This is a genomic window from Paraburkholderia fungorum, assembly GCF_046027605.1.
Taxonomy (GTDB): domain Bacteria; phylum Pseudomonadota; class Gammaproteobacteria; order Burkholderiales; family Burkholderiaceae; genus Paraburkholderia; species Paraburkholderia fungorum_F.
In genome coordinates, this window is sequence record NZ_JAQQEF010000006.1 from 190,447 (window position 1) to 216,310 (window position 25,864).

21 protein-coding genes are annotated in these 25,864 nt (G+C 63.3%); 8 read left to right on the forward strand and 13 right to left on the reverse strand.

All coding sequences use genetic code 11. From position 1 onward, the window contains the following. Positions 1-151 precede the first annotated feature (151 nt). The 5 genes from PQR53_RS13010 to PQR53_RS13030 all read right to left on the reverse strand — a co-directional run bounded on the left by PQR53_RS13010 (position 152) and on the right by PQR53_RS13030 (position 8,497). Positions 152-1,270 carry an FUSC family protein gene (locus PQR53_RS13010; protein ID WP_408453997.1) on the reverse strand — a complete coding sequence of 373 codons (1,119 nt, stop codon included), beginning with the start codon at positions 1,268-1,270 and terminating at the stop codon, positions 152-154. A gap of 59 nt (positions 1,271-1,329) precedes the next feature. Further along, positions 1,330-3,954 (reverse strand): fused MFS/spermidine synthase, encoded by a 2,625-nt coding sequence (locus tag PQR53_RS13015; RefSeq protein ID WP_408454000.1) that lies wholly within the window; start codon positions 3,952-3,954, stop codon positions 1,330-1,332. 272 nt (positions 3,955-4,226) lie between these two features. Next, on the reverse strand, positions 4,227-5,924 hold the full coding sequence (locus PQR53_RS13020) for an arylsulfatase (RefSeq protein ID WP_408454003.1): 1,698 nt from the start codon (positions 5,922-5,924) through the stop codon (positions 4,227-4,229). Positions 5,925-6,030: 106 nt separating this feature from the next. Next, positions 6,031-7,185, reverse strand: coding sequence for an HAD family hydrolase (locus tag PQR53_RS13025; RefSeq protein WP_408454005.1), 1,155 nt, complete (start codon positions 7,183-7,185; stop codon positions 6,031-6,033). A gap of 88 nt (positions 7,186-7,273) precedes the next feature. Next, entirely contained in the window at positions 7,274-8,497 is a 1,224-nt protein-coding gene (locus tag PQR53_RS13030; protein ID WP_408454008.1) for a formylglycine-generating enzyme family protein, read from the reverse strand. 283 nt (positions 8,498-8,780) lie between these two features. Between PQR53_RS13030 and PQR53_RS13035 the strand changes: the two genes are divergently transcribed. From PQR53_RS13035 to PQR53_RS13065, 7 genes are all read left to right on the forward strand, one after another. Beyond that, positions 8,781-9,740, forward strand: a complete 960-nt coding sequence (locus tag PQR53_RS13035; RefSeq protein WP_408454011.1) for an AAA family ATPase — start codon at positions 8,781-8,783, stop codon at positions 9,738-9,740. Between the two features lie 117 nt (positions 9,741-9,857). Continuing rightward, entirely contained in the window at positions 9,858-10,829 is a 972-nt protein-coding gene (locus tag PQR53_RS13040; RefSeq protein ID WP_408454014.1) for a DUF58 domain-containing protein, read from the forward strand. Next, positions 10,826-11,356 carry a DUF4381 domain-containing protein gene (locus PQR53_RS13045; protein WP_408454017.1) on the forward strand — a complete coding sequence of 177 codons (531 nt, stop codon included), beginning with the start codon at positions 10,826-10,828 and terminating at the stop codon, positions 11,354-11,356. The genes PQR53_RS13040 and PQR53_RS13045 overlap by 4 nt, the downstream gene beginning before the upstream one ends. Further along, a complete protein-coding gene (locus tag PQR53_RS13050) occupies positions 11,343-12,380 on the forward strand; it encodes a vWA domain-containing protein (protein ID WP_408454020.1) in 1,038 nt (345 codons plus the stop codon). Before PQR53_RS13045 ends, PQR53_RS13050 begins: the two co-directional genes overlap by 14 nt. Further along, the gene (locus PQR53_RS13055; RefSeq protein ID WP_408454023.1) at positions 12,370-13,962 is read left to right on the forward strand and encodes a vWA domain-containing protein; all 1,593 of its coding nucleotides are present in this window, start codon (positions 12,370-12,372) and stop codon (positions 13,960-13,962) included. The genes PQR53_RS13050 and PQR53_RS13055 overlap by 11 nt, the downstream gene beginning before the upstream one ends. Then, positions 13,959-15,326 carry a BatD family protein gene (locus PQR53_RS13060; RefSeq protein ID WP_408454026.1) on the forward strand — a complete coding sequence of 456 codons (1,368 nt, stop codon included), beginning with the start codon at positions 13,959-13,961 and terminating at the stop codon, positions 15,324-15,326. The genes PQR53_RS13055 and PQR53_RS13060 overlap by 4 nt, the downstream gene beginning before the upstream one ends. 111 nt (positions 15,327-15,437) lie before the next feature. Beyond that, the gene (locus PQR53_RS13065; RefSeq protein WP_408454029.1) at positions 15,438-15,911 is read left to right on the forward strand and encodes a VOC family protein; all 474 of its coding nucleotides are present in this window, start codon (positions 15,438-15,440) and stop codon (positions 15,909-15,911) included. Positions 15,912-15,980: 69 nt separating this feature from the next. Here PQR53_RS13065 and PQR53_RS13070 read toward each other — a convergent pair whose 3' ends face one another. Then, on the reverse strand, positions 15,981-17,024 hold the full coding sequence (locus PQR53_RS13070; RefSeq protein ID WP_408454032.1) for a 2-dehydropantoate 2-reductase: 1,044 nt from the start codon (positions 17,022-17,024) through the stop codon (positions 15,981-15,983). 125 nt (positions 17,025-17,149) lie between these two features. Continuing rightward, positions 17,150-17,917 (reverse strand): class II aldolase/adducin family protein, encoded by a 768-nt coding sequence (locus tag PQR53_RS13075; protein WP_408454034.1) that lies wholly within the window; start codon positions 17,915-17,917, stop codon positions 17,150-17,152. Between the two features lie 206 nt (positions 17,918-18,123). Here PQR53_RS13075 and PQR53_RS13080 point away from each other — a divergent pair, with 206 nt between their 5' ends. Next, positions 18,124-18,828, forward strand: a complete 705-nt coding sequence (locus PQR53_RS13080; RefSeq protein ID WP_408454037.1) for a Crp/Fnr family transcriptional regulator — start codon at positions 18,124-18,126, stop codon at positions 18,826-18,828. A gap of 28 nt (positions 18,829-18,856) precedes the next feature. Here PQR53_RS13080 and PQR53_RS13085 read toward each other — a convergent pair whose 3' ends face one another. From PQR53_RS13085 to PQR53_RS13110, 6 genes are all read right to left on the reverse strand, one after another. Further along, complete coding sequence (locus PQR53_RS13085) at positions 18,857-19,738, reverse strand: amidohydrolase family protein (RefSeq protein ID WP_408454039.1); 882 nt, start codon at positions 19,736-19,738, stop codon at positions 18,857-18,859. A 20-nt stretch (positions 19,739-19,758) separates the two neighbouring features. Next, positions 19,759-20,802 (reverse strand): hydroxyacid dehydrogenase, encoded by a 1,044-nt coding sequence (locus PQR53_RS13090; RefSeq protein WP_408454042.1) that lies wholly within the window; start codon positions 20,800-20,802, stop codon positions 19,759-19,761. Beyond that, a complete protein-coding gene (locus PQR53_RS13095) occupies positions 20,799-21,890 on the reverse strand; it encodes a LacI family DNA-binding transcriptional regulator (protein ID WP_408454045.1) in 1,092 nt (363 codons plus the stop codon). Before PQR53_RS13095 ends, PQR53_RS13090 begins: the two co-directional genes overlap by 4 nt. A gap of 20 nt (positions 21,891-21,910) precedes the next feature. After that, the gene (locus PQR53_RS13100; RefSeq protein ID WP_408454048.1) at positions 21,911-23,815 is read right to left on the reverse strand and encodes a TRAP transporter large permease subunit; all 1,905 of its coding nucleotides are present in this window, start codon (positions 23,813-23,815) and stop codon (positions 21,911-21,913) included. A gap of 3 nt (positions 23,816-23,818) precedes the next feature. Next, entirely contained in the window at positions 23,819-24,850 is a 1,032-nt protein-coding gene (locus PQR53_RS13105; RefSeq protein ID WP_408454051.1) for a TRAP transporter substrate-binding protein, read from the reverse strand. Positions 24,851-24,980: 130 nt separating this feature from the next. Beyond that, positions 24,981-25,853 carry a cation diffusion facilitator family transporter gene (locus PQR53_RS13110; RefSeq protein WP_408454054.1) on the reverse strand — a complete coding sequence of 291 codons (873 nt, stop codon included), beginning with the start codon at positions 25,851-25,853 and terminating at the stop codon, positions 24,981-24,983. Positions 25,854-25,864 lie beyond the last annotated feature (11 nt).

The window sequence follows — 25,864 nt, forward strand, 5'->3', positions numbered from 1 at the left end:
AAGTCACGGGCACTTTACCAGCGCAGCAGTTTCGTTTCGACGTTTTCCATTGGCAGCACGAAACTTTATCCGCGGAGCATCGTCTATCTGATCCGATCGTCAATGATCTCGGCTCGCCGACGCGTGGTTACGTTCATACTCGAGTCGAACGCTACTTGCCGGGGCCGGAGGTTCTGAGCGGGAAAACGAACATGGCGGCAAGCAGACCGAGGCATCCGCCGAGAAGCGTCTCCCAGGCGCGTGCTGCAAGCAGGGGGATTGAATGCACGCCGCTTGCCGCAAGCGTCACGATCAACGTAAAAGCGAATGCACCGCAAGCGATGTCGTAGCGCTCCGGCAATGCCATCGCATAGACGATCATCGCGAGCGCGGCTGCAATCCAGATCAGGAGCGGTGCATGTTCTGCAACCGGCAGACAGACGAGACCTAACGGAACGCCCACCAACGTCCCGAGAATCCGGCGCCGCACGCGCTGTATCGTGCCCGTCGCCGAGCCCGCGACGACGTAGGTACACGCGGTGATCGCCCACGCGGATTCCTCGAGACCAATCAAGCCGTTCAGGACGACGATGACCAACGCGCCGAGCGCTGCCTGCACCCCCATGAAGAATTCCGGCGACCATCGCCCGGCACCCGGTGCTACTCCGGCAGCGAGTGCCGCCAGGGAAACGGGCCGCTCCGCGGGGCCGCTCAGCACGCGTGGCACGATCGAGGCCAACGCGGCGATCAACGCGGCAATTGCGATGGCCCGCAAATCAGCGGTCGTTAGGTGGGCGCTGTAAGCCAACAACTCGCCGATATAGATTTGCGATCCGATGCCGGCGCCGAGGACGCCGAACCGTTTCAGATATCCGACCAGAAACGCGCCGGTCACGAGTATCAGTTCCGGGCCGCCCCGACCCGCAAGTTGCAATGGCTGGAAACAGATCGCGAACAGCACCGCGCCTAACGCGGCAGCCAGACTGAGTAGCAGGAGATCGCGGCTCGACTCGGCGCGTGTCGTTTTCCCCTCGGACACGCTCGCCCAGAGTGCGAAGCTTCCGGCAAGATAACCCAGCGATACGTTGCTTGGCACGCTGTGGGCAATGTCCTGCAGTGTCCCGAGTGCAGCCGCGATACCGTACGCGGTCACGAGCCGCAGTCCTTTGATCCGACGGTGCGTGCCGGGGTCGGCCTGGTCGAGCCAATCGCTGGCTGCTGCTATGGGCCGCAGCATGCTCCGGAGACATTTTCTGCCCTCGGTCGCGGCGCTTTGCGGGTCGTCATTCATGGGTTCTCCGCGTTGTTTCGCAAGGCAGATAATCGGGAGCGCAGACCGGTTCAAGGCCCCTAATTGCCGTCGCCGACAAGCCATCGGAAGTAAGCATTGTCCGGATCCTTGTGAAGCGCATCGCCGATGTCCTGCGCCCACGCATCCCGATCGCCTTGATAGGCGTCGAGCCCCGCTGCATAGAAGCTCTGCAATGCACCGCGCGAATTTTCCATGGCGGCGCGAAACGCGTCGTCCGCGCCTTGCAACGGCGGCTCGGAATGAAGCGCGAGCAGGTGGTTCAGCGTCGTCGGAAATGCGTCGCGGCGAACCCATGTGGCGTACTCGATGCGAGGCTGATCGTCCGTGACCGGTTGAGCGTCGGCGGCGTAATATTCGAGGCCGGCACGGTCGGTGATCCAGGTGGCCAGCAGCGCTGCCGGCGACGCAATACCGACTTCGCGCAGCGCCGCGGCAACCTGCGGTTGTGCGAAGCGCGCCTCGATCCGCGGCACGTCCAGTTCGAGCGGCTGCATCGAACCCACCAGCATCATCTCGTGCAACTCCGTGGTCCACAACGCGGCATACGGAAACGCCTGGATGAAGCTCTGGATCAGCGAGCGCGTGTCCTGCTCATTTTGCGTCGGCAACGGCAGCCATTGCGCGACGATGCCGCCTTGCTGCAAGCGCGACGCCGCCAGCCGATAGAAATCCGACGAGTACAGATTGACGACCCCCGCGGCCGACGGCGGCGGCGGTTCGAGCGTGATCAGATCGTAGCGTTCGGCGTTGCGCAAGAGTTCGCGCCGTCCGTCGCGCATCCGGATGTCCATGCGGGCATCGATGCTCATGCCGTAGTTGCCCTTGAACTGTGGGGCGGCGCGCACGACGGCCGGCAGCAGCTCGGCGACCGCGCGATGTTCCAGCCCCGGCCAGGTCAGCAGCGCACCGCCGGTAATGCCGGTGCCGAGGCCAATGACCAGCGCCGTGCGCGGCGTCTCGCGGTGGATCAGCAAAGGCAGCAGCGCTTGCAGGCGCATGTAGCGCAGCGAGGCCATCGTGTCGCCGGAGTTGGAGACACCCTGGATATAGAGCCGCCGGAATTGTCGCGGGCCGGCGTTTTGTTCGACGACCGCCACCGTGCCGCCCGCACTCTCTTCGTAGAACGTGAGATGACCGCCGCGCGATTCGGCGAGCAGCGTCGCGAGCCGGTCTGATGGCGTGACGAACACGGTGACGAGCGTCAGCACGGTCAGAACCGGCACGCTCCAGCGCGCCAACGGCCGCACGTTCGAGCCGCGCAACACGGCGATCAGACTCACGGCGCCCGCGAGGACGGCAAGCGCCGCGAGGGTGTGAATGAGGCCGAGCGTCGGCACGAGCACAAATCCGGTCAGCAGCGTCCCCGCGATCCCACCGGCGGTATTGAGCGCCACGACGGCACCCACATCGCGCCCTGTGTGCCGGTTTTCGACGTTCAACCGTAACGCGAAGGGGAACGCCGCGCCCAACAGCAAGGTAGGCACGAAGACGACGCACATGGCCGCGACCGCGAAGCCCGCGCACATGGCGCTCAGCAGGTTGCCGGTGGCGCCGAGCGCGGCTTCTCGCGCGAGGCTTTGCCAGTGCGGCAGCCAGCTGCCCAGCACGGCGATCTCCAGTAGCGCGACGAATCCTGCCGCGACGATCAGCGTCGCGAATGCGCCCCACGGATCGCGCGTCCGATCGGCGTAGCGCGCCGCCAGCGCGCTGCCGAGCGCGAGGCCCAGCAGATAGGTGGCCAGCACCACGGCGAAAGCAAAACTGCGCGTGCTGATGAATTGCACGATCACCTGCGACCACACCACCTCGTAGCCGAGCGCGACGCCGCCGGCAATCGCGTAGAGGACGAGTGCAAGGCGAGCCTGCGAGGCGGATGCGGATGCGGATTGAAAGAACATGTCGTGCGCGTTGCGTACCGTAGCCAGGGAGGACACGTCGCGTACGTTCGGCGCCTCAGGCTGCGGGCCGGCTGCGCCGTGCGCGTTCCGCTCCGCAGCGACGGGGGAAGGTCTGTCATGCGCGATGCCCGCCACGGATTGCGCTGAAACGACGGCCGGTGAAGATGACGAAACAACCGGCACAAGGGCCGGCTGCGTACGTCCGATCAAAACAGCGACAAGCGCCGCGCCCGCATTCAGCAACGCAGCGGCGCATGCGCTGCCGAGCACGCCGAGCCACGGAATCAGCACAAAACTCGCCGCCAATGTGCCGGCAATCGCACCGGCCGTATTGGCCGCATAGAGCCGGGCGCCGGCGCGGCCCATATGGATCGCGGCGGGGCACAGCGCGCGCATCAGCACCGGCAGCGTGCCGCCCATCAGCACGGCAGGCAGGCCGACCAGAACGAAGGGCAATGCCCAGGCCAACGGTCCGATCCGATCTTGCAGCGACGCAAACGGCGCCGCGGCATGCGGCAGCATCCACGTGCTGGCGACGGCCAGCACCAGCACGCCGGCTTCGAGCCGCGCATACAGGCGCAAGGGCCGTGCAAGGCGGTCGGCGAGTCTGCCGAAGACCCAGCCGCCGATGGCGAGGCCCGCGAAAAAAGCACTGACGCCGGCGGTGACGGCTTGCACTTCGACACCCACTACCAGCGCGAGCTGCTTGATCCATAGCACCTGGTAAATCAGCGAGGCACCGCCCGAGGCGAACAGAAGCAGCATCGGCCACGCAATCGGCAAGCTTGGGCTGACAGCTTCTTTCTGCGGTGCGTGCAAGTGAGCATCGTCGCGACGCTGTGCGCGTTCATGTGCACGGCGCTCACGGCGTGAGCTTTTAGCACGGTTGGCCAGCGTTTGCGTCATGGAATGAATGGCGAGGGGAGGGTGTTGGTAGATCTGAACCAAATAGACCTGGACCGGCTTGACGGGATAGGCAACGGCATCGAGAAGTTGCGCCCGCCGGTCCAGGCCGGCAGGCGCAACCGCGTGAGGTATTACTCGAGGCCGCGCTTCTTGAAGGACTCGTCGATCTTCTTGTCGACCTGGCGGCGCACACCGTCCACGCTGAAGCTTGCAGGACGTTGGCTCGGCGGATAGTTGACGAAGGTCTGCAGGAACACCGACGCTTTCATCGTCGCGATGCCGTTCAGGTAGACGTTCTTCGTCACCCAGTCGTTGTATTGATCCGAGGTGATGTCCGCCCGTTCATAAGGATCCATGCGCAGGTTGAACAGTTTGGGCAGCCGCAGGCAGACGAGCGGGTCCTGCCAGATATTCAGATTGCCCTTCGCGCGCTGCTCGCAGAACACCGCTTTCCACGCGTTGCCGTCCTGATCCCAGCGCATGGCCACCAGATCGCCGTCGTCGTCGAAATAGTAGAACTCCGTGCGCGGGTCCTTGGTGGTCTGCCCGGTCAGGAAAGGCAGCTGGTTGTAGCCGTCGAGGTGATTCTTGAAGCTCGCGCCGCCGGCTTTAGGCGCCCAGCCCTTCAGGAGCCGGTCTTTCACACCGGTGTCACCGGCTGCGGCGACCAGCGTGGGGAACCAGTCGAGCCCCGAGATCATCTCGTTCGACGTTTCACCCGCCTTGATATGGCCGGGCCAGCGAATCATCGCGGGCACCCGGAACGCGCCTTCCCAGTTGGAGTCCTTTTCGCTGCGGAACGGTGTGGTTGCCGCGTCCGGCCACGAGAACTGATTCGGTCCGTTGTCGGTCGTGTAGATCACGATGGTGTTGTTGGTGATCTTCAGGTCGTCCAGCAGCTTGAGCAGTTTGCCGACGTCCTGGTCGTGCTCCCACATGCCGTCGGCGTATTCGTTGCCGGGCATGCCGCTCTTGCCTCTGAACTCGGGACGAACGTGAGTGAACACATGCATGCGCGTGTAGTTCATCCAGACGAAGAACGGTGTGCCGTTCTTGACCTGCTTGCGGATGAATTCTTCCGCGTGCGCGCCGGTTTCGTCGTCGATGGTTTCCATGCGCTTGGCCGTGAGCGGGCCGGTGTCCTGAATCTTGCCGTCCGAGGTGCTATGAATCACGCCGCGCGGCGAGAAGTTCTTCACATACGGGTCGTTCTTGTCCTTCGGCCAGTAGGGGCGCTCGGGCTCTTCCTCGGCGTTCAGATGGTACAGGTTGCCGTAGAACTCGTCGAAGCCGTGATTGGTCGGCAGGTATTCGTTCTTGTCGCCAAGGTGATTCTTGCCGAACTGACCAGTCGCGTAGCCGAGCGGCTTGAGCGCCTGGGCGATCGTCATGTCGGTCTTTTGCAGGCCGACCGGTGCACCGGGCGCGCCGACTTTGGAGAGCCCCGTGCGCAACGGCACCTGGCCGGTGATGAACGACGAGCGCCCTGCCGTGCAACTGTTCTCCGCGTAGTAGTCCGTGAAGATCATGCCTTCGTTGGCCACACGGTCGATGTTCGGCGTCTTGTAGCCCACCACGCCGCGTGTGTAGGCGCTGATATTGGCCTGGCCGATGTCATCGCCGAAGATCACGAGGATGTTCGGTTTCGCCGAATTTTTAGCGGCGGGCTGTTGCTGCGGCGCGCTGGTGGCCGGCGCAGCCGCCGGTTTGGCCGGCGCTTGAGTCTGCGCGGGCGCGTTGATGGAGGGAAGAATCAATGCAGCGAACGCGGCCATCGCGACGACTGTCGCTCCGGCTGCGTAGCGCCCCTTGCGCAGGAACATTCTCATCGTGTCGCTCCAATGGAGTTGACTTCAGTTCACCCGTTACGCGTTCCCTGCGCGCGGGGTTGTCTCGTAGCGGCCGCATCCCACGCGCGGCTCGCGCTCGCACCGCTTACTGCGTCGGCGCGGGATAGATGGTTTGCCAGTCGTCCTTCATGCTGACCACGGTCCAGCCGTCGGCGATCGCTTCGTCCCACGCCTTGTCGAGCTTGCCGATCTTCGAGGCGCGGTCGTACGCGAATTCGCGCACGGCGTCGTCGTGATGCACCAGCAAGGCGAGGTGCGGGCCGTTGCCGGACGTGGTGTACTGCAGCATCTGCAGATCGCCGTCCGAATTGCCGAACGCGAGAATCGGTTTGCGGCCGATGTTCCGATAGATGCCGACCGGTTTGCCAGCGCCGTCGTCGACGAAATCGATTTTCGGCAGGCGCACCAGCGCGCCCTGACCGTCATGCATCTGGTATTGCACCAGCTGGCTCGAGCCGATTACCTGCTCGGGAGGAATGCCATACGCTTTCTCCGCCCACGGCCGCATGAATTCGATGGTGCCGCCCGACACGATGAAGGTCTTGAAGCCGTTGGCGCGCAGGTAGGCGAGCAATTCGAGTTGCGGCTGATAGACGAGCTCGGTGTAGGGGCGATTGAATTTCGGATGCCGCGCGCTGGCCAGCCAGTCGCGGATGGTCTTGTCGTAGGCGTCCACGGTCATGCCGCTATTGGCGACGGCGACCAGTTGCAGCAGCTGTTTCTGCTGGCTTGCCAGCGCGCCGTAGTCTTTGGCAACCAGCGCCTTGAAGGCCGGATTCGTTTTCCACTCGGGATGCTTCGGCGCCGCCGCTTTCACCTGGTCGAGCATGAAGACGAACTGAAAGTACAGCGGCTGCTCGCTCCACAGCGTGCCGTCGTTGTCGAACACGGCGATCCGCTCGGCCGGCGGTACGAAGTTCGGCGAGCCTTCACGGGTGACGTCGGCGACGAATTTCTCGATCGTTTGTTTGGCCGCGCCGTCGCGCCAGGACGGCAGCGCGGCGCTCGAACTGACGGCAGCCGGCGGGGGTGCGTTCGTGTTACCAGGTGCAGTGCCACCAGGTGCGGTGCAACCGGCGGCGCCGAGCGCGACACTGAGCGCGACCAGGGTAACACCGAGCGCCGACCCGAATGTCGAGCGGAATGCGGACCCGAATGCGGACCCGAAGCTTGACTCACCCGCAGCGCGGATCGAGCCCGCGGCACGCACCGACCATTTTGGCTCACAGCTCGAACGCATCCAGCCTCCATTCCGATTGCACAATTCCATGACCCGCGAGCGACAAGCGCGCGGAAGAAACAGATACAGCTCGAAAGGGCAGTGCGCCCTAGCTTCCGTCGGCGTCTGCGGCGCGGGCCGACGCCTGACGTGCAAGCGGTTGCTTCCAGGTGTCTTCGTCCATTACGAGGCGAAAGCCGAGATGCGACATGCTGTTGTAGGGGTCGGTGCCACGCCGCGCGCTGGGACGGTAGCTCAGGCAGTAATCCTCATTGCAGAGGAACGAACCGCCGCGTGTCACGCGCTTGGGGGCGCCTACAGGCACACCCTGGTCGGCCGGATCCCACGATTCGCGCGGGCCGACCGGGTTGTCGATCGTGCTGGTGCTCACCGCTTCACGCCGGAACTGGTCGGCGCGATACCAGTCGGCCACCCACTGCCACGCGTTGCCGGTCATGTCCGACAGCCCATACCCGTTCGCCGGAAAGGTGCCGACCGGACTCGTACCGAGCGCACCGCCCGCCTTCGGGCTGACCACCGGGAATGACTGCACCTGCTGGCCCTGCCAGACGTTGGCCATCTGCTTGCCGTTCGGCGCGAATTGATTGCCCCAGGCGTAAGTGGCCTGTTCGAGCCCGCCGCGCGCGGCAAACTCCCATTCGGCTTCGGTCGGCAAGCGCTTGCCGGCCCATTTCGCATAAGCCTGCGCATCTTCGTAGGAAACCTGAACGACCGGATGATCGTCCTTACCGATAATGTTGCTGTCAGGTCCCGTGGGATGACGCCAGTTCGCACCAGGCACATAGCGCCACCACTGCGAATAGTCTTCCAGCGGCACCGGGTGGTTCGTGCCGACGAACACCATCGCCCCCGCGACCATTGCGCTATCAGGCGGACGCGGCGTACCGGGCGGTAGTTGCACCTTCAAGGTATCCCAATCCGGTTTCTTCTCGGCAGTCGTGACGTAACCGGTTGCTTCGACGAATTTGCGGAATTCGGCATTGGTGACGTGATGACGGTCCATCCAGAAACCGTGCACACGCACCTTGTGGGCGGGGCGTTCATTGGGCTGCGCCTGCTTCGAGTCGCTGCCCATCAGGAATTGACCACCGGGAACCCATGCCATGCCAAGCGGGCCATGCGTTCCGTCGCCATAGACAACTTGCTGATGAGGTTGATTATGTGAGGTGACAGCCCAACTGACAGCGGCACCGACGCATGCGGGGAGCATGACGAGAAGTCCGCCCCACAGGAGTAGCTTGCGATAGCGCGCGGCGGGTGTGCCTTTGGCGCGAGCATCCGTTGCCGTGCTACGTTTTCCTGAACTCATCATCCCTTCTCTCACACGTTTGAAACGGCAGACCTTTAGCAGGCGGCCCGGCTCTCTTTTGCACGGAAGAAGCTTAGCGATGCGGAATAACGATTTATGCCCAATAGAAATGTGTCGCGTGCTGTTTAGCAAACATGACACGCAGGCTATCAATTTTTCTAACACATTTCACGCTTTTTTTACTCATGGGAGAAACTTTGACGAAAGACCGCCCGTGCATTAACGTATCTGGCGATCGTTGGCATTCAAGTTGTCCCACCGGCAACAAAATGGGGAATCGAGAACTATGCGCGAAACGATCCTGCGCTTCGAATCGAGTGTCAATGAAGCGATAGTCGGCCAGCAAGCCATTGTCCGGCAGGTACTCATTGCGCTGCTGGCAGACGGACACGTGCTGCTGGAAAGCCTGCCAGGACTCGCCAAAACCCGTACCGTCAAAGCCATTGCCACGCGTCTCGCGGCAACCATGAGCCGCATTCAATTCACGCCCGATCTGTTGCCGTCCGACATCACCGGCGCCGAAACGCTGCTGCAAAGCGGTACGGAACGCACGCTCAGTTTTCAGCCCGGCCCGATTTTCGGCAATCTGATTCTTGCCGATGAAATTAACCGCGCGCCCGCCAAAGTTCAGTCGGCGTTATTGGAAGCAATGGAAGAGCGGCAGATTTCCGTGGCGGGTAAAACGCATAGGATGCCGGATCTGTTTCTTGTTATGGCAACCCAAAATCCGATCGAACAGGAGGGCACCTATCCATTGCCTGAAGCGCAAATGGACCGGTTTCTTCTGAAGGTACTGATTAGTTATCCGTCGCCACAAAGCGAGGTGGAGATGTTGCGGCTGCTGCGGCGCGAAAGCGGCCAGCCGGACAACCCACCCAATGTGCTCGCCCAGGACGTCATTTTCGCGGTGCGCGAAGAAATCAGGCACATCACGGTTGCTCCGGCGGTGGATGACTACATTGTGTCGCTCGTCAATGCGACCCGGCATGCTAGCGAACTCGACGCCGACCTCGGCAAATGGATTGAAATTGGCGCGAGCCCGCGCGGTTCGATTGGCCTCGACCGCGCGAGCCGCGTGCAGGCCTGGTTGCAGGACCGCAAATTCGTCACGCCCGACGACGTGCGCGCGGTGGTTCATCCGGTCCTGCGGCATCGGTTGATACTGTCTTATGACGCCAATGCGGAGAATGTCAGTGCCGACGCCGTGGTCGACCGGCTGATCGAAAAGGTGGCCGTGCCGGCCTGAGGCACGGCGCAGAGCGCATGGCGTCTCACGCAGAGCGCATGGCGCAATGACGTATAACGCAGAGCGCATGGCGCAATCAGCATCGTCGCATCGACGCGGGGGATCGCCGTGGTCTTGATGTCCGAATCCGCAAGCTCCGCAACATCCGCCGATGGCCGCGTGTATGTCGACGCCGCGCATCTGGCGAAGCTCGAGTTTCATGCCCGCGGGCTGAGCTTTATCGCGCCGGCGCCGGTATCGAGCGTGCTGTCGGGCAGTCACGCGTCGCGCTTGCGGGGGCGCGGGCTCAATTTCGAAGAGATTCGCGCCTACCTGCCCGGCGACGATATCCGCCACATCGACTGGAAGGTCTCGCTGCGTCTGGGCAAGCCGCAGATTCGTGCCTATACCGAGGAGCGTGACCGGCCGCTGCTGGTGGTCGTCGATCAGCGCATGAGTATGTTTTTCGGCTCGCGCCGGGCGTTCAAATCGGTGGTGGCCGCCGAAGTGGCCGCGCTTGCCGTATGGATGGGCTTCACGGCCGGCGACCGGGTAGGTGGCGTGCTGTTCAATGACAACCGGATCGTGCGGGTGAGGCCGCTGCGCAGCCGCAGCCGGATCAAAGTCCTGTTCGGCGCGCTCGCCGCGATGAACCGCGCGCTGCATGCCGATAGCGACGCACGCACCGACTACGCGCAACTGAACGCGGCGCTCGAAGGCGTGCTTCAGTTGGCCGGTCACGATTACCTGATCTGCATCGTCAGCGATTTTGCCGGCGCGGACGAACGCACGCAGCGGCTGTTGCGGCAGTTGTCGGCCCACAACGACGTCGTCGCGGCCATGGTCTTCGATCCCTTGTGGCAGCACATGCCGGAACATCGCGCGCTGGTGGTCAGCGAAGGGCATCTGCAGGTGGAATTGCGGATCGAGCAGGAGCGCGTCCGTGCGCCGCTGTCGAGCCTGTTCAGCGGCCGCACCGCCGAGGTAGCGGAGTTGCTGCGCTCCAGCGGCGTACCGTTGATGGCGCTGTCAACAGCGGAGCCGACGGTCGAGCAGGTGCGGCGCTTGTTCGGCCAGCGCGCGCGACCGGCCACCGGGAGTGGTCTATGAGCGATGCATCGCTCGTCCCACCTGATTCTTCGGGGCAACTCAAGGCGTTGCAGGAGCTGCCGTTGCCGGAAGCGGTGTCGTACGCGCCGCATACCATTGGCTGGGTGTTCGTTGCTGTCGTGCTGCTGGCGGCGCTCGGCGTCGCGCTCTGGTTTGCCCGGCGGCGTCGCGCGAAGCAGCGCTACCGGCGAGCCGCGCTCACGGAACTCGCGAGCATTGAGGCCAGTCTTGCATCCGCCCACGCGGACCGTGAACAGCGCGCGAACGCGCTTGCCGCCATACCGCGCCTGATCAAGCGCACCGCGCTCGTCGTCGTGCCGCGCGAGCAGGTTGCGGCGTTGACCGGCGGTGAATGGCTCGCGTTCTTGCAGCGCACACGCGGCCGCTTCGACGCGAGAAGCGGCGCGCTCCTCGCACTCGCGAGCTATGCGCCGCCCGAGGTAGTGGCCGGCATTTCCGACGGTGACGCGGCAGCGCTCATCGGCCATACACGCGACTGGATCGAGCGTCACCATGTGGAAATTTGATTTTCCGTGGATGTTCGCCCTGCTGCCGCTGCCGCTTTTCGTGTGGTGGCTGGTGCCGGCCTATCGCACCCGAGCCTCCGCAGTGCGCGTGCCGTTCTTTCATGAAATGGCGGAGGCCGCCGGCGAAAAGCCGGCACCCGGCGGCGTGCGCCTGCGCCGCAACTGGCTGCAACGTCTGCTGCTGCCGTTGCTGTGGACGTTGCTCGTGATCGCAGCCGCCAAACCGGTCTATGTCGAAGCGCCGATCGTGCGCGAAGAACCCGCGCGCGATCTGATGCTAGCCATCGATCTGTCGGGTTCGATGGCGACGCGTGATTTCGTCGACGCCGCCGGCGTCCGGATGGACCGCTTGAGCGCGGTCAAAAGTGTAGTGGCCGATTTCATCGCGAAGCGCAAGGGCGATCGCCTCGGTCTCGTGGTATTCGGCGACGCCGCCTATCCGCAGGCGCCGCTCACGCTCGATCACGACGCTGTGCAGGTTCTGCTCGACCAGATGCAGATCGGCATGGCCGGGCCGCGTACCGCCATTGGCGACGCAATCGGCCTGACGGTGAAGCTGATGGCGAATTCACCGGCGCCCGAGAAGGTGCTGATCCTGCTGACCGACGGCAACGACACCAGCAGCGCCATTCCGCCCGAGCGTGCCGCCGAGATCGCCAAAGACCACAAACTGGTGATCCACACCATCGGCATTGGCGATCCGGATACGACCGGCGAGGACAAGGTCGATCTCGATGCGCTCGCCCGCATTTCGAGCATTACCGGCGGCCGGGCGTTTCGCGCACTCGGCCGGCAGCAGGACCTCGCCGACGTCTATGCCACGCTCGACAAACTCACGCCCGAGAAAGTGAAGCGCGAAATTTACCGGCCGCAGCGCGATTTCTACTGGGTGCCGGCCGGCCTGGCGGTGGCGATTTTCGCGCTCTACCACGTGCTGGCGCTGCTGATCGCGATACTGCGCGGGCCACGTCGCGAGCCCGCTCCGGAACGTGTGGCCATTGCGGAGGCGCGTCGTGGAAATTGATCTGACGGCGTTCCATTTTCTGCGCCCGGGATGGTTGCTGCTGTTGATTCCCGCCGTGCTGTTACCGCTCGTCTGGTTTCGTCGCAACAGCGTGCGTGCGCGCTGGCGCAATGTCATCGATCCGGTGTTGCTGGAACACCTGATCGTCGGCGACACGAAACGCCGCGTGATCCAGCCGGTTCACACGCTGGCTCTGCTGCTCGGTATCGGCGCGCTCGCCGCCGCGGGGCCGACCTGGCAGCAGGAGCGCCCGCCATTCAATCAGGACAAGGCGCCGCTCGTCGTCGTTCTCGAACTGGCGCATTCGATGGACGCGACCGATGTCGCGCCCACGCGGCTCGAACGTGCCAAACAGAAGGTGCTCGATCTCGCGAGGGCGCGCAAAGGCGCGCGCACCGGGCTGGTGGTGTTCGCCTCGACGGGCCACCTCGTCGTGCCGCCCACCGAGGACCCGGCCATGCTCGAACTGTATGTGCCGGCGCTGTCGCCCGCGCTGATGCCGCGCGACGGCAAGAACGCCACCGCCGGGCTTGATGCGGCCGAGCGGCTTCTGGCGAAGGACCCCGCCGCGGGCACGATCGTCTTTATGAGCGACGGCTTCGATACGAACCAGACCGACGCATTCGTGCGGAAGGCCAGAACACTCCGGCATCAACTGCTTTGGCTCGCGGTCGGTACGGAAAATGGCGGCCCGATACGCGGCCCCGACGGCATGATCGCGATGGACCCCGAAGGCCACCCGCTGATGGGCACCTTCGATGCCGACGCGATCCGCAAGGTGGCGCACGACGCCGACATTCCGCTCGCCAGCATGCGCGTGGATGACGACGACGTGGTGTGGGTCCAGCACCGTGCGCAGGCGTACCTGGCGCAGGAGGAAGAGTCGAAGATCGTGCCGCGCTGGAAAGAGACCGGCTACTGGCTCGTCGTGCCTTTGCTGCTGCTCGCGTTGTGGAGTTTCCGGCGCGGCTGGACCGTCAAGTGGCTGCCTGTGGTGCTGATTTCGCTCGCCTTCAGTGCCATTCCGCGTCATGCACAGGCTGCCGAATGGCACTGGATCGATCTGTTCGCGACACACGATCAGCAAGGCCGCTGGCACTTCGAGCACGGTGATTACAAGGTAGCCGCGCAACGCTTCGACGATCCGATGTGGAAGGGACGCGCGCAATATCTCGCGGGCGACTATGCCGGCGCCCTCGAAAGTTTTTCGCGTCTGAAGACGGCGCAGGCGTATTTCTACATGGGCAATACGCTCGCGCATCTGGATGATTACGCCGCCGCAATCAAAGCCTACGACAACGCGCTCAAACTCCAGCCTGCGCTGCGCGAGGCGGCGACCAATCGCGCGTTCTTGCAGCGCCTGCTCGCGAAAGACCAGCAGGATCAGATGGACCCGGAAGAGGAGGCGCCGGATCAGGTGCAGACCGACAAAAAGAAAGGGCGGGGCACGTCGACCGTGATCGAGGGAGCGCCGCGGCCGAGCGAGGAGGTCTGGATGCGCAGTCTGAATACGTCGCCCGCCGTTTTTCTGCAGCAGCGCTTTGAAGCGGAGTCCGCGGCCAAGGGAGCGGGCGCGCCATGACAGCCACTTTGCTGCGGTTACTGCTCGTCATCGTGTGGCTTGGCGCGGCTTGCCCATCGCTGCCGGCCTTCGCCGACCCTGCGCCGCGGACCCTGGTTCGCGCGCATCTCGAACCCGCCGGCCCGGTCGTCGCGGGCAGTGAGGTCAAGCTCGTCGTCGATCTGCTGACGACCACCTGGTTTACCGAGGCGCCGAACTGGCCGCTCTTCAGCGTCGCCGATGCGATCGTGAGTCTGCCGGACGAGCAGGCCGACAACCTTTCCGAGGACATCGACGGCGTGCGCTGGTTCGGCGTGAGCCGCGCCTATCGCATTGCGCCTCAGACAGGCAAGACCTACGACATCCCGCCGTTTGCGATCACCGTCTATCCGGGTGGCACGAACACGCCAGTGCAAGTGATGACGCCCGCGCTCAAACTCGTGGCGACCGTGCCGCCGGGCGCGCAGGACATGGCCGTATTCTTTCCGACCACGAAGCTCACCGCGACGCAAAAAATCGAACCGTCGAAGCAGCAGCTTCGGGTAGGCGATTCGATCACGCGCACCATCACGCAAAGTGCAGAGGGCACCGAGTCGATGCTGATTCCGCCGGCCAATCTCGGCGAAGTCGACGGATTGAAACGTTACGCCAAACCGTCCACGACCCGCAACATCGTGCAGGACCGGGAGGGATTGGTCGCCGGAGAGCGGACCGACAGCGTGACCTACATTGCCGATCACAATGGCCGGTTCAAGCTGCCGCCAGTGACGATTGAATGGTGGAACACGAAGACGCAAAAGAAAGAGACGATCGCGTTGCCGGGGATGACGTTTTCCGCGTCAACCGCGCGCGAGAAACCCCTCTTCGAAATCCCCGCCGATGTGATGAGTCAGGGCCTTCCCCACAGAATCATCGTGATTCACAGCAGGCAGTTGATCGCCGGCTGCGCGATCGTGCTGGGCCTGCTGGTGGTGGCGTGGGCACGAGGGCGCATCGTCATGTTCTTGCGCCGCGCAAAACATCGGCTGGGCGACGCGCGCAAGCGGTGGCTCGAAAGCGACACGGTAGCGTGGCGCACGCTATGCGCGGTTGCGCGCAAGGGCGAATGGCGGCAGACCATTCCGGCTTTGTATCGCTGGATGGATCGGAGCGGAGAGTTCGGACATCCGGCGCGGCTAGAGAATCTCCCTCGCAAGGACGAACCGGAAGTAGCGGAGCTGGCCGATGCCGTAACCGCGCATTTTGCCGAAGGTGTGGCGCGCGAGTTTCATTGGAAGGATACGGAAACTGCGCTGTCACGTGTTTGGAAAAGGAAGCAGGTGCAGCGGCGGGAAAGGGCGCCGCTTCCGCCCCTTAATGAGTATCAGGAATACAGAGATGGATAAAAAGTGAAACTTTTCCTCTCGGCATGTCGATCTTGATGCTATTGCTTCGTCGTCTCAGTAGCGGCATGCGACTTGCCTGCACATTTAGCCATCCCTGACAGGAGATTTGCCATGACGATTCAAAAGATCACGCCTTTCCTTTGGTACGCCACTGAAGCTGAAGAGGTCGCAGCGTTCTATACGGCTATCTTTCCCGACTCGCGCATCACTCGGGTCACCGCGGTGCCGAGCGCCGGTTCCACGAAGGTTGTGGATTTCGTTCTGTTTGGGCAGCCCTTCATCGCCATGAGCTCCGGGGGAGGCGATTCGTTCAACCATGCGATATCCCTGCTGGTCAACTGTGAGGATCAGGCAGAAGTCGACCGCTATTGGAACGCCCTGCTCGAGGGCGGCGGTTCAACTGATGCGTGCGGCTGGCTGAAAGACCGCTTCGGCGTCTCTTGGCAGATCTGTCCGACCGAGCTACTCCGGATGATGGCCGACCCCGATCGCGTGAAGGCCACGCGGGTGGCCGAAGCCATGATGAAAATGGTGAAGCTTGACCTCGCCACGCTCAGAGCCGCCTATGCGGGGACGACCGGCTAACCAGGGCCATGCGGAGTTCGAGGCGCTTCGAGGACGGATACTGAAGAACGGCTGCGCGTGCGCCGGCGTTCAGATATTGCCGTGCAATACCAAACGGGCATCCGCCGCAGCTCGCAACTCAGCCAGCAGTGCTTCGCCTGACCATGCAGGGCGCGCGTCGGCGCGTTCCGCTTGCCGCACGAGTTCGCATAGCCGCGCGTTGACCGGTGCCGTTTGCCCGAGGCGTTGCGCGAGGCGCACGACCTCGCCGTTGATCCAGTCGATTTCCGTGGCGCGCCCTGCCGCCAGGTCGTCGGACATCGACGAGCGCGCGAGCGGATCGATCGTCAGCATCGTGCGGCCCAGCCGTTCGAACACCGCATCGGGTACGGCGAGCACATGCGGTATCCAGCTTGACGGAAGCGGCGTCACCTTGGCCGGCCGTATGCCGGCCCGTTTCAGCAGCGCGAGCGCTTCTTTTTGCGCCATCGCGAGACAGCGCCGGTAGGCGCGTTGCGAGAGCTCCTCTTTCAATGGACGGTTCGCCAACGCGTTGATCGCATTGTTGAGGTTGAGCAACAGCTTCGCCCATTGCACCGGCAACATATCGACGTGCTGGATCAGCGGCAGACCGGCTTGCCTGAACGCGTCGACGAACGGCTGCATGGCCGGCGTATGTCTGATTTCCAGTTCGCCCGCTGAACCTTGATGAAACGCGCCAGGGCCGCGCTCGACGACATTGAACGGCACCATCCCCTCTAGCACGATGTGATGTGGCAGCGCGGCACGCAATACGTCCGCGTTGCCCACGCCGTTCTGGAAGCTCACGACAATCGTGCCAGGCCGCAGCACGCTGGCCAATTCCGCGGCGGCCGTGGGCGTCGCGGCAGACTTGACGGTGACCAGCACGAGGTCGGCGGTGGCGGCGCTGGCTGCGTCCGTCGACACGTCGGTCTGCTCCGGTGGCACATGCCAGCGACTATTGTCGTGCCGCGACAGCGTGATGCCTTGACTGCGCAACTGATCGGCCATGCGTGCACGCCCGATGAAACTCACGTCGCTGCCGCCGGCCAGAAGCCGTCCGCCAACATAGCAGCCAATCGAGCCGGCGCCGTAGATAAAGATTTTTGCCATATTAGTTCTCACGTGACTTGGCCACCCAGCCGCGATGCCTTGAATCAGCAGGCACGGGCGATGACGCTTACGCCGTTCGCTCAGCACCTGTCATCGTGCGTAGCGCATGGCGCGAATGGACCGCGTTAGTCCGCATATCCGGGGTTGCGGCGATCGAGCCGGCGCAGCAGCCCGGGCCATGCCAGCGCACCCAGCGTGACGCCCCTCGTCACCAATCCGATCTGTTCCTTGATGCCGTCGAGAATCGGTTGGGGAATGGACGTGAGCTTCCCGCCACCGGCCTGAGCACGCACCTGAATCATGCAGGACGCTTCAAAGAAGTACATGGCGACGAAGGCGTCCGCCGCCGTCGCGCCGACCGTCAGCAAGCCGTGATTGCGCAGCATCAGATAATTGTTGCTGCCGAGGTCCTGAACGAGACGTGGCTTCTCGGCGTCATTGAGCGCGATGCCCTCGTAGTCGTGGTAGCCGAGCGACGCCAGCACACCGAGCGATTGCTGGGAGAGCGGCAGCAAGCCCGCCTCCTGCGCCGATACCGCAACGCCGTTGATCGAGTGAGTGTGCATCACGCAATGCGCATCTTCGCGTGCCGCATGCACGGCGCTATGGATCGTGAAGCCGGCCGGATTCACGTCATACGGCGATTCGACAACCTTGCGGCCGTCGAGACCGATCTTGACCAGCGAGGACGCGGTGATTTCATCGAACATCATGCCGTACGGGTTGATCAGGAAATGATGGTCGGGGCCGGGCACGCGCGCCGAGATGTGGGTAAACACCAGATCGTCCCAGCCAAACAACGCCGTGAGACGGTACGCGGCCGCGAGGTTGACTCGCGCTTCCCATTCGGCGGGTGACACGTCGTTCTTCAGACTGACAATAGATGAGGCCACGTCGACACTCCTTATTCGATGATTCAAGCAATGGAACAACCTGGTGGCATAGCGCCCGGCGAAATCGCGCATTCGGTCCGTGCGCTGCCGCAGGTGCAGCAGGTGCGGCATGGACCAAAGTCATTGCGTCGTCGTCCGATGCAAGTCCACATGATGTTCTCGAACCCGCCTAAAATCTGTCAGATACACGACAGGTCGACGCGCCCATGGAATCCAGCCTGCACCGCTACCGGTCGCAACTCGAAACGACACCGTGGTTCCGGGGCCTGGCCCTGGAGTTGCGGGACTACCTCGTCAGCCGTGCCAGCCTGCTCACGCTGGAGAAGGGCCAAATCCTGTATCGCCGCGGCGACCAGTCTTATGGACTGTACGCCGTCCTGGGCGGCGCGCTCGCTATCGGCACCGTCGGCGTGGATGGGAAAGAGGCGTTGCTCGCGGTGCTCGGACCGACTGCATGGGTGGGAGAAATCTCGATGTTCGACGGGCTGCCACGTCCGAATGACGCCACTGCCGTCGGCAGGACGCTGTTGCTGCACGTGCCCGAAGCCGCGTTGCAGAGCCTGCTCGATTCCACGCCCGGCTATTGGCGCGATTTTGCGTTGTTGATGGCGCAAAGACTGCGGGTTTCGTTCGAGAACGCCGAAGCGGTGACCCTATTGCCCGCGGCACAGCGCGTGGCGAACCGTTTGTTGATGATCGCGGGCGGCTATGGCGGTCTCAACGCCTCACACAGCAGGATCAGGGTCTCGCAAGACAGCCTGGCTTCAATGGTGTCGTTGTCGCGACAGACCACGAATCAGTTGCTCAGGAACCTCGAAAGCCAACATATTTTGAGCCTGAAATCGGGAGAAATCGCCATTCTGGATTTCGACCGGTTGCGCGCGGCCAGTCTCGGCGATCCAGCTCCGTGACGATGACGATGACTGCCGCGCCGTTTCGTCAGGCGGTGCCCGCCGCACTCCGATGTGAGCTCGACAACGGCGAGAAGCCGTAGACCGCTTCGGGATTGCCGACAAGAATCTTTTCCACGGTGTTTTCATTGCCCGCACAACGGATGAGCCAATCCAGCAGCAGCGCATCGACGGGACGCGGCTGGGCGTTAGGGTGCGGCCAGTTGCTTGCCCATAGGCAGCGCTCCGGATAGCGCGCGGCGAGCGTGCGCGCGAGCAGCGCCACGTCGTCGTAGTCCGGTGCGCCAAGCCGGGAAGTTTCATACGGTGCGGAAAGCTTGACCCAGCATTGTCCGCGATCGAGCAGGCGACACAACGAGCGGAACGCTTCGCTGTCCGGTTGCACCGGCTCGATGAACTTGCCGGTGTGATCGATGACGAGCTTGCAGGGCAAGTTCTTCAGCGCGGACTCGTGGGTGGGCAGGTCGCGTCCGTCGAGTTGCAGATTGATGTGCCAGCCGAGCGAGGCGATGTGGGCGGCGTCGGCCTCGAGGTTGCTCCATGAGGTGAGACCACCGGCGAGCATCATGTAACGCAGACCGCGAATGCCCGCCTCGTGCAGACGCGCGAGTTCACTGTCGCCGTGCTGTGTCTGTGCGTGTGCCTGCGGCGGGAGCATTGCAATGCCGCGTGCCGCGTCGCCGAACCTTTCCAATGCCGACAAGGTGCAACTGTTGTCGAAGCCATAGCCGGTGGGTTGCACCACGACGACCCGCGTCAAGCCCAACTCCTTTTGCATCCGCTGGTATGCGCTCACGGGCGCGGGCGGCGGGACAAACGTGGCGTGAGGCGCGAGAGGATAGCCCGCTTCATAGATATGGATGTGGCAATCACATGCGCCCGGGTACATCGTGGCCAAAGTCGAATTCATGAGGTGTCAGTTGCGCGCTGCTATGAATGACGGGGCGTTTGCGTATCCAGCGCGGCCTGCGCCTGCTTCCCGCCATGCGCGAATCTGCTCAATCGGCTCGCGTGCGAAGCGTTCACCGCGCCTTCCGGTATTGCTCCGCTGAAGATCGCCTCGACCTGCGAGACTGTCTGAAGCGCCTGATGTTCGATCGCCTCCGGCGTGAGACCGCCGATATGCGGGGTCGCAATCACCCTGGGATGCCGTGCGAGGATCAGGGAGGGCATCTGGTCCGCTTCGCTGCCGACGTCGAGTGCACAGCCGGCCAGAAGACCGGAATCCAGTGCGGATAGCAGCGCGGCTTCATCGACCAGTTCGCCGCGTGCGGCATTGATGAAGTACGCCCCGCGTTTCATTGAGGCAAACGCCTGGGCATTCATCAGGCCGGCGGTTTCGGCGGTGGCAGGCGCGAGGCACACAACGAAGTCGGATAGAGCCAGCAGCGTGGGCAGCGGCACCTGCTGCAAGGTGGGCTGTTCTACCTCGGTGTACGGATCCGTGACGATCACACGCATGCCCAACGCGCACGCCGCGTCGCATAGATAGCGCGATATCTGGCCATAACCGATGACACCCAGGGTGGCGCCACGCAGCTGGCGTCCCATCACAGGCTCGGTGGGCGTGCCGCGATGGTAGGCCGTCGCGTAGGTAGGGATGCCGCGCGCCATGGCGAGTATCACGCCGATCACCCATTCCGAAACCGACGGCACGAATCCGGCGCTCGCCTGGGTGACCAGCACGCCGTGCTCGCTTGCGGCGTCGACATCGATGGTCCGGATATCGACCGCGCACCGCACGAGCGCCGCCAGCTCAGGCAGCGCGGCGAACAGGCTGCGCGGCGCGGGCGTCTGGCGATAGGCAATGATCACGTCGCAGTCACGCGCCGCGGCGGCCAGTTCATCGGTGCTGAGTTCCCGGCGCCCGGTGTTCAGTTTCACCTCGGCGAACGCGCGTAACCCGGCGAGCGCCTTGTCGCCGAAGTAACGTTCCAGCATGTTGCTAGGATGACTAACAAAAACCGTATTCATTTCCTGGTATTCCGCTTTCTGGCATGGATAGACGGAATCTGCGCGGGAGGTGCCGCCACGGATTCGCGTTCGATGAGCAACGTAGTGCTGAAAACCAGATCATTGGCATCCGCGTTCGCGTCCGGCGCCCCCTGAGGAGTCATGGCCCGCTCGACCATCGCGCGAGCCATCTCGGTCACCGGCAGCTGTACGGTCGTCAATCTGGGATTGGAAAGCGCGGACAGAAACAGGCCGTCCAGTCCGACGATAGAGACATCCGAAGGCACGCTCAGCCCCGTTTCACGCAGGCCGGACATCAAACCCAGCGCCATCAGGTCATTGACCGCCACGATTCCCGTGGGGCGGCAGGCATTCCTGACGATTTGCCGCGCAAGCTCGTGTCCCACTTCACCGATGACGGAGTCGCCATATTCGTTCGACGGGCCGCCTTCAATAACACGCGCCTGGTCGCGCAAGCCGGCCTCGCTTGCCGCCGCGTAGAAGCCATCGATCTTGTCGCTGCGACTCACGGTCATCCCCGCAACCGTCGCGAACGCGAGCTGCGTATGGCCATGCGCGATCAGATGACGGGTGGCGATCCGCGCCGCCTCGAAGTTATCCGGCGCGACGTGGTTGACTTGAGATTGCTCGCCGGGGGTTGCGCGCCGGTCGTAGCTGACGACCACCATGCCGCGCTGTACCGCCTGCGTAAGGTGGCTCTCGTCAGCCAGCGAAGAGATCACGATGACGCGCCGGACACCATGGGCGAGGAGGTCCTCAAAAAAAGACGCTTCTTTTTCCTTGTCGCGATAGGTGTTGCCAATCAACACGCGGTGTCCGTACTGCTCCTGCGCGAAGGTCTCGACCTCGCGGGCAATGTAGCCGTACATCGGGTTGGCGATGGACGGCACCAGCAGGCCAATCAACGGTGTCTGGCCGGTTTTCAGCTGACGTGCGAGGGTGCTTGGCCGGTATTTCAGCGCTTCTATCGCTTCCTCCACGCGGGCGAGCGTCTCCTGACGCATCCTTTCCGTGCGGCCGTTCAGTACATTCGACACGGTGCTCACCGAGACGGCGGCATGTTTAGCGACGTCTTGTATCGTGCTCACGAGATCCTCGGTAAAGTGACTTACATCCCAAAGCGGGATGGTAGCCAGAGAGAGAAGCCGGGCACAAGCACCAGCAGGACGAGGACGATAGCAAGTACCGCAAGGTATTTGAGCATGGGCCGCGCAACGCGTTCGACCTTGGTGCCCGTGATGGCGCAGGTGGCGAACAGGCCGAGCCCCACAGGTGGTGCGAACAGGCCGAGTCCCATCGCCACCACGGCCACCGTTCCGAAGTGCAGTGGGTTGATGCCAAGCTGCTGGGCGATCGGCGTCAGCAGAGGCCCGAAGATGATCAACGCCGGCGCGCCTTCCAGTATCGCGCCAAAGACGATCATGATGAGCACGGACAGCAGCATGAACCCGGTCGCACCGTAGTGACTGCCGAAAGAGACCATCACGCCGGACACGAGCGCCGGAATCTGCTCGATGGTGAGCGCGAACGAGACGCTCGACGCCGCGGCGACGATGAACAGAATGCTGCCGGCCATCGACGCGGAGCGCACGAACAGCCGCGCGACCACTCGCGGCGTCAGTTCACGGAATGCAAGCCATCCCGCCACCAGCGCATAGACCACGGCGAACGCCGATACCTCGGTCGAGGTCGCCACCCCGGACGTCACGCCTTTGCCGATCATGCCGATCATGATGAAGGCAACGAGCGCGCCGCCGAGCAGGGGCACCAGCGGCCGGCGCACACTGAAGGCCTTGCTGGGATCGATGCGCCGGCCAAAAATCACGGCCATGATGCCGAGCGACACCGCCAGCACCGCGGCCGGCACGATCCCGGCGAGAAACAGGCCGGCAATCGAAATGTTGGCGACAAAGCCCATGATGATCATGTTCACGCAGGGCGGGATGGTTTCCGCCATGACTGCGCTGCTGGCGAGGATCGCGGCAATCTCGTCCGGATCCTCCCCGCTTTGACGCACGGCCGGCATCACGACGCCGCCTACTGCCGCGATATCGGCCAGCTTCGAGCCGGACACACCCGAAAAGAAGGCGGTTGCCGTAATGGAGATCAAGCCGAGGCCGCCGCGCACGCGTCCGAAGATACGCAGCAGCAGCTCGACCAGACGGGACGACATGCCGTTGGATTCCATCAGCAGGCCGGCCAGCACGAAGAACGGTACCGCGAGCAGGACAAAATGATTGGCGCCTGCCATCACCTGCTGCGAGTACACGAGCATGGGCAGGCTCGGTTCCGCGAGGAAAAACAGCAGGGCGGAAAAGGCGAGGACGAAACAGATCGGGATGCCGAGGAACAGGCCGCCGAAAAATCCCGCGGCGAGCAACAGCCCGGGCTCGATCGGATGGGCCGGGACGAACGTGCTCCAGGCGAGCAGCGCGAGCGCAATCACCGCGCATCCGGCGAGGCTCCCCAGCACGATGCGCCGCGTGCCGTTGATGGCATTCGCCACGGCGAACAGCGTCATGAACAGACTTCCGATCACGAGCGGATAGACGTTGATCCAGCCGGGCATGCCGCTCGCGGTCGTCTGCCCGTACGAATCGACGAGCAACAGGCAGGACGAAAAAAACAGGCTCGCCGACACCCCGGCGATGATCCAGTGCCCGGCGTGAATCATCGCGGTTTGCCAGCGCCCCGGCAAAAGGCCGCGAAACAACTCGATGCCGACGTGCTGGCTACGGGCCAGTACCGTCGCCGCACCGAAGAAGACCAGCACGATCATCAGCGCCGAGGCGATTTCCTCGGCCCAATCCACCGGGTCGTGCAGGAAGTAGCGGTAGATGACCGACACGAATACCACGGCCACATCGGCCGCCAGCACGGCTGCCGAGAGGTATTCGGTCCATCGCACCAAGCGTTCGAGGCCCGGTCCCCAAGGTGTTCCACGATCGAAAGCCAGCGCTGTGGCGGCGTGGCCGGTCTCGTTCGGCGTGTGCGGGGTGGGGAGCGCGCTCATCGATCAGGCCCTTGCCGCGGCGATTTCCGCAAAGAGCGGTGCCGTCGCCGGATATTGTTTTGCGAAGCTTTGATAGAGCGTGCTCTGCAATTGATGGCGCACGGTATCGCGCTCTGCCGGCGCCATCGGGTAGAAAGTCATGCCGTGCTGCTTGAGCACCTGCTCGGCCTGCGCGACTTTTTCGTCGGCGATGGGGCGCTGTTTCAAACTGGCTTCCTGAACGGCCTTGAGAAATCCCGGGCGCAGCTCCGCGGGGATCTTGTCCATGGATCGTTTGCCAATCGCGACGGTGAGCGGACTGAAGTTATGCTGGGTTTTCCAGCATGACTTCACGACCTCGTAAAACTTGCCTGACAGCACCGTCGCGGAATCGTGTTCGAGCCCATCGACGACGCCGGTTTGCGCGGCCATATAGAGTTCGCCGAACGGGATCGGCGTGGGGACCGCACCCATGGCCTTGAAGGTCTGGATGAAGGCGGGTGTCGGCAATACCCGCAGTTTGGTGCCCTTGAATTCGGCCAGCGACTGAACGGGCTTTTTGGTGAAGACATTGCGCGCGCCGAATTGGGACGTCCACGTGAGAATCTGGCAACCCGAGCGGTCTTGCAGGAACTTGCCCAAGGTGGCACCCACGTGGCCATCAAGAACCTTCTCCGCATGCGCGAAGCTGTCGAACAGATAGCCCATATCCAGCATGCCGATTTCCGGCGCGAGCGTGGCCCATATCGAGGCGCCCGTCACCATCATGTCGATCGAGCCGATCTTGACCTGCTGCACGACGTCGCTTTCATTACCAAGCTGGTTGTTGGGAAAGAAGTCGACACGGATGGCGTCGCCTACGTTCTTTTTCAGACTCGCCGCGAAGTTCTGATACCAGACATAGTGCGAGGCGTTCTGGTCCGCCACCATCGTGGATGAAAAACGCAGGGCGATCGGCGCCGATGCGCGCGCCAGGGTGGGGAGGGAACCGGCCGCTGCGGCGACCGAGGCGGCGGAAGTGATTTGTAAGAATTTTCGCCGGGAAATCGAAGCCATGGTGTCTCCTGAAGTCCGTGGTGTTCGGACGATTTAGTGTATCGATATAGTAAATCGATACACCAACGGAGTATCCTAGGGTTTTTACGGGGTCGCTTGCCGCTGCTCCACCGCGGTCCGCACGACCAGGCTATCTGACAAGATCGTCCAGCCGCTCGTCCTTGATGCCGGCAGGCTCGAGGTGGGCCGTGGCATCGGTCGAAGGGAACAATCGCTGCACCGCTTTTTCGGCGTTGTCGCCGATTGCATGACCTTCTTCGACAGTGAGCGCCCCGTCGACTTCCACATGAAACTCGACAAAAATCCTGTCCCCGCTGTCGCGCGTACGGATATCGTGAACGCCTTGCACGCGGTCGCAGGCCAGTACCGCGGCTTCAATGCGTGCCCGATCTGCTTCATCCAACTCACGGTCCAGCAGTTGAACCAACGCATGGACCGTCATGCCGCGCGCGTTCCACAGCATGTAGACGGCGATCGCCAGGGCGCCGATCGCATCGGCCCGCGACCAGCCAAGAAAGCGGTCGAGCAGAAGCGCAATCAGCACGGCGATGTTGACCGCCACGTCCGTCACGTAGTGGGCACGATCCGCGGCGATGGCTGTGGAACCCGTGCGCCTGACCACGACGGTTTGCATAGCGACGAGCCCGGCCGCAGCCAGTGAGCTGCCCACGATCACCCAGATGCCGAACCCTGTCTGATTCAGCGCTTGAGGAACGAACAGACGTTGCACCGACTCGATGGCGAGTCCGATCGCCGCACCGGCGAGCAGCAAGGCCTGAACGAACGCGGCGACAGCCTCGGCCTTGCCATGCCCGTAGCGATGGCCGCGATCGGCAGGCATGGCTGCATAACGGACCCCGGCGAAGGTCACGGTAGACGCGACGACGTCCACCAGACCATCGGCAGCGGATGTCAGCAGGGAAATCGAGCCGGTGGTAAGCCATGCCCAGACTTTGACAACGACCAGCGCAAGTGCGACCACGAGTGCAACAATCGAGGCCATGCGCCGCAGCG

Coding starts and splice junctions, on each gene's coding strand:
- PQR53_RS13010 (WP_408453997.1), bottom strand. CDS start 1,270: ATGAATGACGACCCGCAAAGCGCCGCGACCGAGGGCAGAAAATGTCTC.
- PQR53_RS13015 (WP_408454000.1), bottom strand. CDS start 3,954: ATGCTGCTTCTGTTCGCCTCGGGCGGTGCCTCGCTGATTTACCAGGTG.
- PQR53_RS13020 (WP_408454003.1), bottom strand. CDS start 5,924: ATGAGAATGTTCCTGCGCAAGGGGCGCTACGCAGCCGGAGCGACAGTC.
- PQR53_RS13025 (WP_408454005.1), bottom strand. CDS start 7,185: ATGCGTTCGAGCTGTGAGCCAAAATGGTCGGTGCGTGCCGCGGGCTCG.
- PQR53_RS13030 (WP_408454008.1), bottom strand. CDS start 8,497: ATGATGAGTTCAGGAAAACGTAGCACGGCAACGGATGCTCGCGCCAAA.
- PQR53_RS13035 (WP_408454011.1), top strand. CDS start 8,781: ATGCGCGAAACGATCCTGCGCTTCGAATCGAGTGTCAATGAAGCGATA.
- PQR53_RS13040 (WP_408454014.1), top strand. CDS start 9,858: ATGTCCGAATCCGCAAGCTCCGCAACATCCGCCGATGGCCGCGTGTAT.
- PQR53_RS13045 (WP_408454017.1), top strand. CDS start 10,826: ATGAGCGATGCATCGCTCGTCCCACCTGATTCTTCGGGGCAACTCAAG.
- PQR53_RS13050 (WP_408454020.1), top strand. CDS start 11,343: ATGTGGAAATTTGATTTTCCGTGGATGTTCGCCCTGCTGCCGCTGCCG.
- PQR53_RS13060 (WP_408454026.1), top strand. CDS start 13,959: ATGACAGCCACTTTGCTGCGGTTACTGCTCGTCATCGTGTGGCTTGGC.
- PQR53_RS13065 (WP_408454029.1), top strand. CDS start 15,438: ATGACGATTCAAAAGATCACGCCTTTCCTTTGGTACGCCACTGAAGCT.
- PQR53_RS13070 (WP_408454032.1), bottom strand. CDS start 17,024: ATGGCAAAAATCTTTATCTACGGCGCCGGCTCGATTGGCTGCTATGTT.
- PQR53_RS13080 (WP_408454037.1), top strand. CDS start 18,124: ATGGAATCCAGCCTGCACCGCTACCGGTCGCAACTCGAAACGACACCG.
- PQR53_RS13085 (WP_408454039.1), bottom strand. CDS start 19,738: ATGAATTCGACTTTGGCCACGATGTACCCGGGCGCATGTGATTGCCAC.
- PQR53_RS13090 (WP_408454042.1), bottom strand. CDS start 20,802: ATGAATACGGTTTTTGTTAGTCATCCTAGCAACATGCTGGAACGTTAC.
- PQR53_RS13100 (WP_408454048.1), bottom strand. CDS start 23,815: ATGAGCGCGCTCCCCACCCCGCACACGCCGAACGAGACCGGCCACGCC.
- PQR53_RS13105 (WP_408454051.1), bottom strand. CDS start 24,850: ATGGCTTCGATTTCCCGGCGAAAATTCTTACAAATCACTTCCGCCGCC.
- PQR53_RS13110 (WP_408454054.1), bottom strand. CDS start 25,853: ATGGCCTCGATTGTTGCACTCGTGGTCGCACTTGCGCTGGTCGTTGTC.